The 14,608-nt window shown below is 32.2% G+C and carries 10 protein-coding genes; 9 read left to right on the plus strand and 1 reads right to left on the minus strand.

Annotation, left to right across the window (positions count from 1 at the left end; translation table 11 throughout):
• The first annotated feature begins 32 nt into the window (after positions 1–32).
• The 9 genes from ACYEKI_RS11285 to ACYEKI_RS11325 all read left to right on the plus strand — a co-directional run bounded on the left by ACYEKI_RS11285 (position 33) and on the right by ACYEKI_RS11325 (position 13,078).
• Complete coding sequence (locus ACYEKI_RS11285; protein ID WP_459211293.1) at positions 33–1,370, plus strand: quinol:cytochrome C oxidoreductase; 1,338 nt, start codon at positions 33–35, stop codon at positions 1,368–1,370.
• Between the two features lie 33 nt (positions 1,371–1,403).
• A complete protein-coding gene (locus tag ACYEKI_RS11290) occupies positions 1,404–2,480 on the plus strand; it encodes a cytochrome c oxidase subunit II (RefSeq protein ID WP_459211294.1) in 1,077 nt (358 codons plus the stop codon).
• 49 nt (positions 2,481–2,529) lie between these two features.
• Positions 2,530–4,347: a cytochrome c oxidase subunit I gene (locus ACYEKI_RS11295; RefSeq protein WP_459211295.1), complete on the plus strand. Its 1,818-nt coding sequence runs from the start codon at positions 2,530–2,532 to the stop codon at positions 4,345–4,347.
• Between the two features lie 155 nt (positions 4,348–4,502).
• Entirely contained in the window at positions 4,503–5,525 is a 1,023-nt protein-coding gene (ruvB, locus tag ACYEKI_RS11300; RefSeq protein WP_459211296.1) for a Holliday junction branch migration DNA helicase RuvB, read from the plus strand.
• Positions 5,526–5,534: 9 nt separating this feature from the next.
• Entirely contained in the window at positions 5,535–7,007 is a 1,473-nt protein-coding gene (locus ACYEKI_RS11305; protein WP_459211297.1) for a P-loop NTPase fold protein, read from the plus strand.
• Positions 7,008–7,023: 16 nt separating this feature from the next.
• Positions 7,024–8,355, plus strand: coding sequence for a cytochrome P450 (locus tag ACYEKI_RS11310; RefSeq protein WP_459211298.1), 1,332 nt, complete (start codon positions 7,024–7,026; stop codon positions 8,353–8,355).
• A gap of 8 nt (positions 8,356–8,363) precedes the next feature.
• Positions 8,364–9,290: a tRNA epoxyqueuosine(34) reductase QueG gene (gene queG / locus ACYEKI_RS11315; protein WP_459211299.1), complete on the plus strand. Its 927-nt coding sequence runs from the start codon at positions 8,364–8,366 to the stop codon at positions 9,288–9,290.
• A gap of 127 nt (positions 9,291–9,417) precedes the next feature.
• On the plus strand, positions 9,418–11,703 hold the full coding sequence (locus tag ACYEKI_RS11320) for an NADP-dependent malic enzyme (protein ID WP_459211410.1): 2,286 nt from the start codon (positions 9,418–9,420) through the stop codon (positions 11,701–11,703).
• A 121-nt stretch (positions 11,704–11,824) separates the two neighbouring features.
• Positions 11,825–13,078, plus strand: a complete 1,254-nt coding sequence (locus ACYEKI_RS11325) for a 3-deoxy-D-manno-octulosonic acid transferase (protein WP_459211300.1) — start codon at positions 11,825–11,827, stop codon at positions 13,076–13,078.
• A 39-nt stretch (positions 13,079–13,117) separates the two neighbouring features.
• On the opposite strand, the gene ACYEKI_RS11330 is transcribed toward ACYEKI_RS11325, so the two are convergent.
• The gene (locus tag ACYEKI_RS11330; RefSeq protein WP_459211301.1) at positions 13,118–14,605 is read right to left on the minus strand and encodes a prefoldin domain-containing protein; all 1,488 of its coding nucleotides are present in this window, start codon (positions 14,603–14,605) and stop codon (positions 13,118–13,120) included.
• Positions 14,606–14,608 lie beyond the last annotated feature (3 nt).

The raw sequence follows: 14,608 nt of genomic DNA on the forward strand, positions 1-14,608 counted from the left end.
ATTAAAGTAAAGAATAACGATATTATATAGATATGTATACGCTATCAAACAAACTAAGATTACTTTCTATCGTTCTTATGGTAGTTGGAGCTGTAGGTCTAGTAGCTGGATTTTTAAAAGCACCGAGTACTATAGATGATGTAAAAGAAATTATGGCAGCGCATGATGCACACGGTGGTGGGCATGGTGAAGCTACAACAGATGCTCATGCAGCACCTAGTCATGGTGAGACAGAAGCTCATGGAGATGATGCTCACGGTGGTGATGCACATTATGAGCATGTATTACACCAATTACAAAATAAACCTTGGGCAGCATTATATGTTGCAGCATTCTTTTTCTTTATGATATCGTTAGGAGTGCTAGCCTTTTATGCAATTCAATATGCTGCACAATCAGGTTGGTCTCCAGTATTATTTAGAGTAATGGAAGCTATTACGGCATATATGGTACCAGGTGGTATTATTATGTTCGTTATCCTAGCTTTATCTGGGTTCCATATCAACCATTTATTTGTTTGGGCAGATCCAGAGGTTGTTGCTCATGATAAATTGATTCAAGGTAAATCAGGATGGTTAAATGGTACAGGTCTTGTTATTAGAGCAGCAATCTATTTAGCTGGTTGGTTAGCTTACCGTCATTTTGCAGTTAAGTTTTCTAGAAAGCAAGACGAAGCAACAGATGATACTTGGTACAAAAAGAGTTTTAAATTCTCAGCAGCATTCTTAGTATTCTTTATTTATACAGAATCTATGATGTCTTGGGATTGGATTATGAGTTTTGATCCACACTGGTTTAGTACATTATTTGGATGGTATGTGTTTGCAGGATTATTTGTAAGTGGTATCACAACAATTGCTTTAATCACTATATACTTGAAATCTAAAGGATACTTAGAATTTGTTAATGATAGTCATATTCATGATTTAGCAAAATTCATGTTTGGTATTAGTGTATTCTGGACTTACTTATGGTTCTCTCAATTTATGTTAATATGGTATTCTAATATTCCAGAAGAGGTAACTTATTTCATTACAAGAATTGATGATTATAATATTACATTCTTTGGTATGTTAGTTATGAACTTTATATTCCCATTATTACTATTAATAAACAGTGATTTCAAGAGAATCAATTGGCTTGTAATTGCAGCTGGTATAGTAATTTTATGTGGACACTACGTTGATGTATTCAATATGATCATGCCTGCAACGGTAGGGAAATCTTGGTTCATTGGATTACCAGAAATTAGTGCAGTGTTATTATTCTTAGGATTGTTTATTTTTGTGGTCTTTACAGCTTTAACTAAAGCACCATTATTAGCTAAGCGTAATCCTTATATCGAAGAAAGTAAACACTTTCACTACTAATAATTGAATTATATAAAAGAAAGATAGATAAAAATGACTGTATTTCTAACCATAATAGTAATAGCACTTTTTGGGATAACAATTTGGCAAATGTCAAAAATTGTAAACTTATCTCAAGGAGTTGGAATACCTGATTCTCAAATAGCAAATGATGAGGATAACAACATGCAAGGTAAAATAATGCTAGCCTTTGTTGCCTTCTTATATGTATTAATGGGATATTGCTTTATACAATATAGATCATATTTCTTACCAGAAACTGCATCAGAGCATGGTATCGAATACGATAGATTGATGATGATTTCTGTAGTATTAATTATGATTGTTCAATTAATTACTCAAGTTTTATTACACTTTTTTGCTTACAAATACAGAGGTAATAAAGACAGAAAAGCATTATTCTATGCAGATAATGATAAATTAGAATTTATTTGGACTATTATTCCAGTTATTGTTTTAGCAGGATTAATTATTTATGGATTATTCACTTGGACTGATATTATGAATATCGATGAGAATGAAGGTGATCCAGTTATAGTTGAATTATATGCTAAGCAATTTGCTTGGGAAGCTCGTTATGCAGGTAAAGATAGCGAGTTAGGAAAAGCTAACGTTCGTTTTATTCAAGGAGTAAATACTATTGGTGTTGATGCTTCAGATCCATATGCAATGGATGATGTTATCGCAAATGAATTACATTTACCTGTAGGTAGAAAAGTAATTTTCAAAATGAGATCTCAAGATGTATTACACTCAGCATACATGCCTCACTTTAGAGCACAAATGAATGTTGTTCCAGGTATGATTACTGAGTTTGCATATACTCCAATATTGACTACTGAAGAAATGCGTCAATCTGATTACATGGTTGAAAAAGTTCAAACAATTAATGAAATCAGAAAAGAGAAGAGTAAAGAATTAGTTGCTAAAGGTGATGAGCCATTAGAACCATATACTTTTGATTACTATTTATTGTGTAACAAAATTTGTGGAGCTTCTCACTATAACATGCAAATGAAAATAGTTGTAGAATCTGAAGAAGATTACAACGCATGGTTAAAAAAGCAAAAAACTTTTAAAGAAGTAATTTCTGCTCAAGCAGCAAACTAATCGCTTCAAATTAAGAAATAATAGTAAAATATTAAATAAACAATACCAAATGTCAGCAACAGCAGTACACGCAGATGATCACGCTCACGAACATGAGCATCACCATAAAGAGACATTTATAACTAAGTATATCTTTAGTATTGATCATAAGATGATCGCTAAGCAATACTTAATTACAGGTCTTATTATGGGTACAATTGGTATCCTAATGTCAATTCTTTTTAGAATTCAATTAGCTTGGCCAGATGAATCTTTCACAATTTTTGAAATATTCTTAGGAAAATGGGCTCCAGACGGAGTGATGGATCCTAATGCTTATTTGGCTTTAGTAACTATACATGGTACGATAATGGTATTTTTCGTACTTACAGCGGGATTAAGTGGTACATTTAGTAACCTTTTAATTCCATTACAAATTGGAGCACGAGATATGGCTTCAGGATTTATGAACATGGTTTCTTACTGGTTGTTCTTCTTAAGTAGTGTTATTATGGTAATGTCTCTTTTTGTTGAGGCTGGACCAGCTGCTGCAGGATGGACAATTTACCCTCCATTAAGTGCTTTACCACAAGCAATGGGAGGATCAGGAGCAGGTATGACTTTATGGTTAGTATCTATGGCTATTTTCATCGCATCTTCTTTATTAGGTTCTCTTAACTATGTTGTTACAGTATTGAACTTAAGAACAAAAGGAATGTCAATGACTCGTATGCCATTAACTATTTGGGCATTCTTTGTAACTGCTATCATTGGTATCGTATCATTCCCTGTTTTATTATCTGCTGCATTATTATTAATCATGGATAGAAGTTTTGGAACATCATTCTTCTTAAGTGATATCTATATTTCAGGAGAAGTATTACACAATCAAGGTGGATCTCCAGTATTATTTGAGCATTTATTTTGGTTCTTAGGTCACCCAGAGGTATATATTGTATTATTACCTGCATTAGGAATAACATCTGAGATTATAGCAACAAATGCTCGTAAACCTATTTTTGGTTATCGTGCGATGATTGCTTCGATTTTAGCAATCGCATTCTTATCGACGATTGTATGGGGTCACCATATGTTCGTATCAGGAATGAATCCATTCTTAGGATCTGTATTTACATTTACAACATTATTAATTGCGATTCCATCTGCAGTAAAAGCATTTAACTATATTACTACACTATGGAAAGGTAACTTACAGTTTAACCCAGCAATGCTATTCTCTATTGGATTAGTGTCTACTTTCATTACTGGTGGTTTAACTGGAATTATCTTAGGAGATAGTACATTAGATATTAACGTACATGATACTTATTTTGTAGTAGCTCACTTCCACTTAGTAATGGGTATATCTGCATTATATGGATTATTTGCAGGAGTTTATCATTGGTTCCCTAAGATGTATGGTAAAATGATGAACAAGAAGTTAGGTTATATTCACTTCTGGTTTACTGCTATCGGTGCTTATGGAGTATTCTTCCCAATGCACTTTGTAGGTATGGCAGGATTACCACGTCGTTATTATAACAATACTAACTTCCCATATTTCGATGATTTACAAGATACAAACGTATTGATTACTATGTTTGCAATCATGACAGCATTAGTACAGTTAGTATTTATCTATAACTTTATCCATTCAATTTTCTACGGAAAGAAAGCTGAGCAAAACCCATGGAAATCTAATACTCTAGAATGGACAACTCCAGTTGAGCATATTCACGGAAACTGGCCAGGAGAAATTCCAGAAGTTCACAGATGGGCTTATGATTATAGTAAAACTAGAGAAGATGGTGAGTATGTGATTCCAGGGCAAGATTATGCTCCACAAACAATACCATTACAAGAAAATGAAGAAGAATTACATCACTAAGATGTATCTTATATAAATTAAAAGAAAGCCTTTTCAAATCATTTGAAAAGGCTTTCTTTTTTCTGCTATCTTTGCTTTAAGGTGAATTGTAAATAATATTATAAAAGCCATGAAGCCTTTTAAAACTAGTTATAACTAGGAAAGTGATATTACTTATGAATGAAAATTTAGATCCTACAAATGACAATTTTTCTAGAGAAGAACTCGATATAGAAAGAGCTTTAAGACCTCTTGCTTTTGAGGATTTCTCTGGACAAGACCAAGTGTTAGAAAACCTAAAAGTGTTTGTACAAGCTGCAAATCTTAGAGAAGAGGCTTTGGATCATACCTTATTTCATGGACCTCCAGGTTTAGGTAAAACTACATTGGCTAATATTTTGGCAAATGAATTGGGAGTAGGGATTAAAATCACTTCTGGGCCAGTTTTGGATAAACCTGGTGACTTAGCGGGATTATTGACAAACTTAGATGATAGAGATATCTTATTTATTGATGAGATTCACCGTTTAAGCCCTATAGTAGAAGAATATCTGTATTCTGCTATGGAAGATTACAAGATTGATATCATGATAGAAAGCGGTCCTAATGCCCGTACGGTTCAAATCAATCTTAATCCGTTTACATTAGTAGGAGCAACCACAAGATCAGGGTTACTAACAGCACCTATGAGAGCTCGTTTTGGAATACAGTGTCGATTACAATATTATACTACAGAATTACTTGCTACAATTGTACAACGTAGTGCACATATCTTGAGAGTTCCTATTTCTATGGAAGCAGCTATTGAGATTGCTGGGAGAAGTAGAGGAACACCTCGTATAGCTAATGCATTATTGCGTAGAGTACGTGATTTTGCACAAATTAAAGGTAATGGTAAGATAGATATAGAAATCGCAAAATTCGCGCTAAAAGCACTTAATGTGGATGCACATGGTCTTGATGAAATGGATAATAAGATATTACTTACCATTATTGATAAATTTAAAGGCGGTCCTGTAGGATTAACCACAATAGCGACTGCTGTAAGTGAAAGTGCCGAAACTATCGAAGAAGTTTATGAACCTTTTTTAATTCAACAAGGATTTATTTTAAGAACTCCAAGAGGAAGAGAAGTAACAGAATTAGCTTATAAACACCTTGGTAGAACCAAAGGAGGAATTCAAGGAGGTTTGTTTTAAAAAACAGCTATGATTGAATCTAAACTTGAAAAAATTGAGATACCTGATTCTGAATTTAATAATATTTTAGAAAGTAGTAATAAAGTATTTTTTTCTGGAGTTTTTGGTAGTGGTAAAACCACTTTTTTAAATGATTTCTTTTTTAATAATGATGCTTATAAAAAGATTCATCTTTTTCCTGTTAATTATTCTATAGTTAATAATAAAGATATTCTGGAGTTAATCAAGTATGATATTTTAATTCATCTATTAGTTGAAGTAAGTGATGAGGATTTTGAAAAATTAGAAATTCCTTATGAAATAACGCTTTGGTATTATATTTTAAGTGATAAAAATATTGACGATAAACTATCATTTTTTACTCCTTTTTTGAATGTAGTTCATGGTTTTGGAAATATAATAGAAAAGTGTTCAGATAAACTTATAAAGCTTAAAAATGGGTTTTTAGAGTATCACAAACAATTTCAGGTTGATGAAAAATTTGAAGTAGAAAGTTTTTTAGATGTTAGTAAACAAAGAGGTCATATTTATGAAGAGGACTTTTATACAGAACTTATTAGAGCATTAATTAATACTTTAAAAACTAAAAAGAAAGAAATAGTTTTAGTAGTTGATGATTTAGATCGATTAGACCCAGAACATATTTTTAGGATTTTGAATGTTTTTTCGTCAAATTTTGATTTCTTAGGAAAAGAAAATGATAATAAATTTGATTTCGATAAGATAATTTTAGTTGGTGATTACAATAATCTAAGAAATATTTTTTGGCATAAATATGGTTTTGGTACTGATTTTAAAGGATATATTAATAAGTTTTATGACAATATTTATTGGCATGATGTAAGTAAATTGATTAACGAATCAATACATAGATACTTTGATAGTATTAACGTTAATACTTTTAGTGATTTTTCATTGAATAATATAACAGGAGGATATATACGTTATGTTATAGAAAAGTTGATAGAAAATAATTTTATTGTATTTAGAGATCTTATAAAGTTTAATAAGGAATTGAATTTTAATCGTTTGTCTAATTTAAAACATAATGCAAAGATAAAAAGATATAAAAAGACAATACTTGGTTCTTATAATTGTAATGCAGAATATCTCATCTTTTTTCTTATATCATTTTTTGAAAATGAATATGAATTAATGAATGTTTTAGAAAAAATGAGTGATTTAAACAATATAGTTGAAGGAGATTATAATGATCAAAATAACTTAGATAAAATATGTGATTTATTGTTTCTTAGCAAGCATGATAATTTTAATAATAAATTAGACAGTTCGATTGAATTAGAATATAAAGATTATGTTTTTGAATGTGATTTAACTACCTCTAATTATTTAAAAAGTGCAACTTTTTCTTCAATAAAAAGAAAAGATAACGATGAAAGTATTAATGAAAATGATGTTAGAATTAATTTTTTTGAAGTTTTAAAAGAAACAACTAAAATATATCTGGATTTTATAAACTAGTATTGTAAAACAGTATATGAAAACAAACAAACTTCCTGCTGTATCCTTTTTTAAAGTTTTAAAAAACGCCAAACAAATCCTTAAAAACCCTTTACCATTCCACGAAGGAAACTTTAAACGTTTTGGAGATACCTTTAGAATTCAATTAGGATTTGGTAAAGAAGTATTAATTACAAGAGATGCTGAATTTGCTAAGCATGTTCTTCAGAAACAACATAAAAAATATTTCAAATCAGAATTACAAACCAAAGACTTAGGAAAATACCTAGGAAAAGGATTGTTAACCATCAATGGTAATAGTTGGTTAAAACAAAGAAGACTTATACAACCAGCATTTCATAAAAAGAAGTTAGAAATACTAACCGATACGATAAAGGGAACAGTTTTAGAACAATTAGAACGAATTCAACCTAACAAAGAACAAGATTTATATGAAATTATGAATGATCTTGCTTTTCAGGTTGTAGCCAAAGCGTTGTTTAGCACTACAGATCTTCAGAACGAAATGCGACGATTACAAGAAATAACTGCTGTTGTTCAAAAAATGTTGATCAAAGAAATTCGTCAGCCTTATAAAAAATGGTTGTTTTCGATAAGAGGAGATGTTAAAAAACATTTAGACTTGATGATAGATGCAAAGAAAATCATTCAAGACGTAATAGATCGTAGGATATCTGAAGCAGAAGAAAAACACGATTTATTAGATATGCTGCTTAATGCAAGATATGAAGATGGTAGTAAAATGAGTCAGGAGCAACTGATAGATGAAATATTAGTTTTCTTTATAGCTGGGCACGAAACAACCTCTAATGCGCTATCTTTTATGTTAATGCTTTTAGGATTACATCCAGAAGTACAACAAAAATGCTATGAAGAAGCACTGGCTGTAAAAGATACATCTTCTGCTTTTGAACAACTTAAAGGATACAATTACATTAAAAAAAGTATAGAAGAAACATTACGTTTATATCCACCAGCGTATTTTACAGATCGTCTTTGTATAGAAGATGATGAATATAAAGGGATACAAGTTCCTAAAGGGACTAATCTATTGATTTCTTTTTATGAAATCCATCGACATGAAGAATACTGGGAACAAGCAAATCAATTTGACCCAGAAAGATTCAATGTATCAGACAAGAAGCAGAATAGTGAATATTATTTTCCTTTTGGGGCAGGGCCACGCATGTGTATAGGTAATAACTTTGCTATGTACGAAATGATGATAACCATTGCCGAATTGGTAAAGCAATATGAAATTGTATCTTTGCCTAGTCAAATAGAGGTAGAACCTTTGATTACTTTAGGCCCTAAATCCGTTAGGTTGCTATGCAAAGTAAGGAAGTGAAGAGATAGATGAATACTAAAGAAACATATACACAAATGATCAAAACCGAAGCAAAACGCCTCGGTTTTTTGTCATGTGGTATCAGTCAAGCGGATTTTTTGGAAGAAGAAGCACCACGATTAGAAAAGTGGCTCAATGAAAATCGACATGGCAAAATGCAGTATATGGAGAATCACTTTGAAAAGCGTTTAGATCCTCGATTATTAGTAGATGGAGCAAAAAGTGTAGTCTCACTTTTATATAATTACTATCCCACGGCAAAACAAGAAGACCCAGAAGCACCTAAGATATCAAAATATGCATATGGGCAGGATTACCATCACGTTATCAAAGCAAAGCTCAAGACCTTATTAGAGTTTATCAATGAAGAAATAGGAGAGGTAGGTGGTAGAGCATTTGTTGACTCAGCACCAGTACTAGACAAAGCATGGGCTAAACGTAGTGGATTAGGATGGATAGGAAAGAATAGTAATTTATTAACTCAAAAAGTAGGTTCGTTTTATTTTATAGCAGAGTTGATTATCGATTTAGATTTGAGTTATGATACACCAGTTACAGATCATTGTGGTACATGTACGGCTTGTATTGATGCATGTCCCACTGAAGCTATAGTAGCACCATATGTAGTAGACGGAAGTAAATGTATTTCTTATTTTACTATAGAACTCAAAGATGAGATTCCGTTGAGTAATAAAGGAAGTTTTGATAATTGGATGTTTGGATGTGATGTATGTCAAGATGTATGCCCTTGGAATCGATTTTCAAAAGCGCATAGTGAACCATTATTTGACCCTCATCCAGAACTATTAACAATGACTAAAAAAGATTGGGAAGAGATTACTCAAGAAGTTTTTAGTAAGGTATTTAAAAAGTCAGCTGTTAAGCGAACAAAGTTTAGCGGACTGACTAGAAATATTTCGTTTTTATCTGATTAACAAATTTTTAAAATAAAAGTCGAAAAAGAAATAGGCGTAAAATTTTCCTATTTCCCTTAACCTCTTAAATTTGTAAGCTCATATGACTCAAATAGAATATGTTCTATTTGAATGTAATCGTATCGATATGAATAAAGAGAGTAAAAGAAGAGAGGCACTAGTATACCATGCAAAACCTACCCCAGGAAAAATAAAGGTAGTGCCTACAAAAAAATATGCAACACAGAGAGACCTTTCTCTAGCGTATTCACCTGGAGTTGCAGAACCTTGTCTAGAGATAGAAAAGAAAACATCAAATGTTTATAAATATACTGCAAAAGGAAATCTAGTAGCTGTAATCTCAAACGGAACAGCTGTTTTAGGTTTAGGAGATATCGGTCCAGAAGCTTCAAAACCAGTGATGGAAGGAAAAGGGTTGCTATTTAAAATCTTTGCAGATATTGATGTTTTTGATATAGAAGTAGATACCAAAGATGTTGATGCTTTTATAGAAACAGTTAAAAATATTGCACCAACTTTTGGAGGGATCAATCTTGAAGATATCAAAGCTCCTGAAGCTTTTGAAATAGAAAGACGATTAAAAGAAGAGTTGGATATTCCGGTAATGCACGATGATCAACATGGTACAGCAATTATTTCTGCCGCTGCTTTGTTGAATGCATGTGAATTAGCAGATAAGAAGCTTGAAGAGGTAAAGATTGTAGTAAGTGGAGCAGGAGCAGCTGCAGTTTCATGTACACGACTATATAAAGCTTTTGGCGCTAAAGCAGAGAATATAGTAATGACAGATAGTAAAGGTGTTATTCGTACAGATAGAGAACACTTAACATCTCAAAAAGCTGAATTTGCTACAGATAGAGATTTGCATACTTTGGCCGATGCCATGAAAGATGCAGATGTATTTGTGGGATTATCTATGGCCAATCTAGTGTCTCCAGAGATGCTATTAACTATGGCAGATAATCCTATCGTATTTGCGATGGCAAATCCAGATCCAGAAATAGCATATGATATAGCAATTAAGACAAGAGAAGATATCATTATGGCTACAGGACGTAGTGATCATCCTAATCAGGTTAATAATGTTTTAGGGTTTCCATTTATTTTTAGAGGAGCTTTAGATGTAAGAGCTACTGCAATCAACGAAGAAATGAAAATGGCAGCAGTAGAGGCATTGGCAGCTTTAACAAAAGCACCTGTACCAGAGCAAGTAAATATAGCTTATGGAGAAACACGATTAAACTTTGGACGTGATTATATCATACCTAAGCCTTTTGATCCTAGATTAATTCATACCATACCTGTAGCTGTTGCAAAAGCTGCAATGGAATCTGGAGTAGCTACAGAACCTATAAAAGATTGGGATAAGTATACAGAGCAGTTAATGAGTCGTATGGGGAACGATAACAAATTAGTTCGTTTGTTGTTTGATCGCGCTAAAACAAACCCTAAACGTGTTATTTTTGCTGAAGCAGATCACCTAAATGTCCTAAAAGCAGCTCAAGTAGTTCATGAAGAAAAAATAGGATATCCAATATTATTAGGTCGTAGAGATGTGATTTTGGAGCTGATGCAAGAAATTGATTTTGATGCAGAAGGAGTTACTATTATCGATCCTAAATCTGATGAGGAAAAAGAACATAGAACGAGATATGCAGAATTGTATTGGGAAAAGAATAAGCGTAAAGGAATTACCTTATACGATGCCCAAAAATTAATGCGTGAGCGTAATTATTTTGCAGCTATGATGGTTAATGGAGGAGATGCAGATGCGTTGTTATCTGGGTATTCTCGTAGTTATCCTACAGTGGTTAAACCTATGTTAGATTTAATTGGTCTAGCCAAAGGAGCAACTCGTATAGCAACAATGAATGTTATGATGACTGAGCGTGGACCATTATTTTTAAGTGATACGTCGATTAATATAGATCCTTCTTCAAAAGAATTGGCTAAGATTGCGCAAATGACGGCACGCACGGTAGAAATGTTTGGTGTTAAACCAGTAATAGCAATGACTTCTTATGCTAATTTTGGATCATCAAAACATCCAAATGCACAAAAAGTAAGAGACGCAGTATCGTATTTACATAGATATTATCCAGATCTTATTGTAGATGGAGAATTGCAAACAGATTTCGCTTTAAATAACGAGATGCGTACAGATAAATTCCCATTCTCTAAACTTACAGGAGAAAAAGTGAATACATTGGTATTTCCAAATCTAGATTCGGCTAATAGTACTTATAAATTACTGAAAGAATTAAATCATTCTGAATCTGTAGGACCAATTATGATGGGAATGAGTAAACCAGTACATATTATTCAATTAGGAGCTAGTGTAGAAGAAATGATTAATATGGCTGCTGTCGCAGTAATAGATGCTCAACAAAAAGAAATAAAAAATAGAATGTAAATTATTCTATTTATAATAGATATTTAACCGCTAATGCATTTGTATTAGCGGTTTTTTTTAGATTAAATAATAGGGTGACATATAGAACTATTCTATTTTTGTAAAACCAAAAAAAGAAAACGTGCATTTTTTATATAATATATTTATTTCCATTTTTCAAGGGACATTACCTCTTATAGGTCTATTAAGTTCTAAGTTGAAACTTTTTGTTGAAGGTAGAAAAGTAGTATTTGAAACATTAGAAGCAAAAATTACCAAAGATGATAAAGTCATATGGTTTCATTGTGCTTCTCTAGGAGAGTACGAACAGGGAGTGCCTGTCATGGAAAAGATAAAAACAGAATATCCTGAATATAAAATATTGGTAACATTTTTTTCACCATCAGGATACGAGGTAAAGAAAAATAGCAAATTAGCAGATATTATAGTCTATCTTCCTATAGATACAGTAAATAATGCTAATCGATTTATAGCTTTAGTAAAGCCTCAAATGGCCGTTTTTGTAAAATATGAATTTTGGCCTAACTATTTAAAAACGTTGTCAAAAGAAGGAATCCCTTCAATAATAGTATCAGCTGCATTTAGAAAAGATCAAGCTTTTTTTAAAGGGTATGGAGGTTTTATGCGAAATACATTACGTTCTGTAAAACATTTCTTTGTACAAGATCAAATCTCAAAAGAATTATTGGAAACAATTAATTTTTCTAATGTGACATTAAGTGGTGACACACGTTTTGATCGTGTATCTCATCAAATCGAAATGGATAACGAAGTTGATTTTATCACTCAATTTGTTGATAAGCGTTTATGTATAGTGATAGGAAGTTCCTGGCCAGAAGACGAAAATGTTTTTATAAACTATATTAATACAGCTCCCGATAATATATGTTTTATAATAGCACCTCATGAAATAAAGAGCCAAGGAGTTCAATCTTTAGTAAAGAAACTAGAAAAGAAGACTATCTTATATTCAGAAAAAGAAGGACACGAATTAAATACGTATCAAGTATTTATAGCGAATACTATAGGTTATTTATCACGAATTTATAGTTATGCAGATATAGCATATGTAGGAGGTGGAATGGGAACATCTGGATTACATAATATATTAGAACCAGCAACTTTTGGGGTTCCAGTAATTATAGGAAAGAATTTTGATAATTTTAGAGAAGCAAAGCAATTACAAAAACTAGCAGGATTATTTGCTGTAACTACAGCAGAAGAATTTAGTCAAATAATGAGCAAGTTAGTTCAGAATAAAACATTTAGAGCACAAACAGGAATGATTTCTGGACACTTTATTAATAGTAATACAGGAGCAACAAACTGTATTATGGAATATATAGAAGAAACATTAAAAAAGCCTGTAATGTAATATTACAGGCTTTTGATATTATAATAGTGTAATTAATTATTATTTTTTCAAAGCATCAACTTGAGATTGTAAATCCTTAAACTGAATAAAAAGTTTTTTTAATTCAGCATTTTCTTTTTCAAGCTGTTCTATACGTGTATTTTGAGTTTCTAATGCTTTGATCTTTTTTTCTTGAGCAATGGTATAAAGGGTCAATTCTTCAATCTTTTGAAGTAATTTGGAATCCATTTCGCCTAAGAAAATACCATTTTGTTCAACTTCAGCTGCACTAGGAATATCTTTAAGGTGACCTTTTTCAGTAATATGATTTTCAACCTCTGCTAGTGTAGGAAGGTTATATTCTTTCTCGAAGACAAAATCAGGCCAGTTACTTTGTAACATTATGTTAACTTCTTCAGCAACTGCTTTTCCTGCAACAGCTAATAAGTATCCCCTTGTATCATGAGTACCTATTCCTATATTACCATTAGTAACAAATAAATCAGAACCACTAGTAGTATCGCTTCCTATAAATACGTCGTGACCTGTACCGTAATTAATATATAAGTTCTCTGCATCAAAGCTATTTGATTTTTTACCATTAATATGTCTAGCAAATAGAGATGCATTTCCTGTTGCACCTACAGATACATCACCTGCAATAGCGAGTTTGTGTACTCCAGGATTATCAGTACCTATCGCTAAAGATCCATCTCTTGTTAAACGCATATATTCATTAAGTGTATGTTGCGCTTCTGAATCTCTATTATTAGTTTTTCTAAACATCCATCTAAAACCATAATTAGAACCTTCAAAGGCAGCTTTGTCAGTAAACGGATTGGTTCCATAATAGGTATCTTTTACATCATCATTATTTCTGTAGGCGTTAAAACCAAGATAACCAGACCATTTATTAGAACTACCATTCCAGTTTGCTTCGTTGGTCCAATCAATATGCATAACTCCACTGTACCCAAAACTACCCTTTCCTTCAACATGTAATTTTGATTTTGGATCAGAAGTTCCTACTCCTATATTACCGTTAGAATTAACTTGAAAGCGAGTAGTATTATAATTATCTAATACAGATAAAACAGGGGTGTTATTAGCAGCGGCGCTTTGTATTTTTAAACCTTTACCAGAACCATGTCCATTTTTGATAATAGCAGCCCAATCTTCAGATCCCTGATAAATATCAAGCTTTGCCGTAGGGTTAGTTCTACCAATACCAATATAACCATTAGGTAAAAAAGCCATAAAAGTATCGTCATGGTCACGACCAATCCAACTGTAATGTAATGAAGAAATACCATTATCTACCTGACCTCTGGCACCTAATGTAATAAAGCGCTCTGAAGCATCTTGATTTACAATAGAAAAACCTCTAGCCCAACCTGAAGTACCTCCAGGCCAATTTGTACGTATCTGTACACCATACGCAGGATCATTTAAACCTAAAAGAACATTAGGATCAGTTGATTGTGCGTTTATATTTGATTGAATTCCAAAGGCAACTAAAGCTGCAAAAAATATTTTTTTTGTATTCATATA

This window comes from Aquimarina rhabdastrellae (genome assembly GCA_947387485.1).
GTDB lineage: Bacteria > Bacteroidota > Bacteroidia > Flavobacteriales > Flavobacteriaceae > Aquimarina.

Excerpts from the sequence above, each read along its gene's own strand:
- ACYEKI_RS11285 (WP_459211293.1), top strand. The coding sequence starts at position 33 with ATGTATACGCTATCAAACAAACTAAGATTACTTTCTATCGTTCTTATG.
- ACYEKI_RS11290 (WP_459211294.1), top strand. The coding sequence starts at position 1,404 with ATGACTGTATTTCTAACCATAATAGTAATAGCACTTTTTGGGATAACA.
- ACYEKI_RS11295 (WP_459211295.1), top strand. The coding sequence starts at position 2,530 with ATGTCAGCAACAGCAGTACACGCAGATGATCACGCTCACGAACATGAG.
- ruvB (WP_459211296.1), top strand. The coding sequence starts at position 4,503 with ATGAATGAAAATTTAGATCCTACAAATGACAATTTTTCTAGAGAAGAA.
- ACYEKI_RS11305 (WP_459211297.1), top strand. The coding sequence starts at position 5,535 with ATGATTGAATCTAAACTTGAAAAAATTGAGATACCTGATTCTGAATTT.
- ACYEKI_RS11310 (WP_459211298.1), top strand. The coding sequence starts at position 7,024 with ATGAAAACAAACAAACTTCCTGCTGTATCCTTTTTTAAAGTTTTAAAA.
- queG (WP_459211299.1), top strand. The coding sequence starts at position 8,364 with ATGAATACTAAAGAAACATATACACAAATGATCAAAACCGAAGCAAAA.
- ACYEKI_RS11320 (WP_459211410.1), top strand. The coding sequence starts at position 9,418 with ATGAATAAAGAGAGTAAAAGAAGAGAGGCACTAGTATACCATGCAAAA.
- ACYEKI_RS11330 (WP_459211301.1), bottom strand. The coding sequence starts at position 14,605 with ATGAATACAAAAAAAATATTTTTTGCAGCTTTAGTTGCCTTTGGAATT.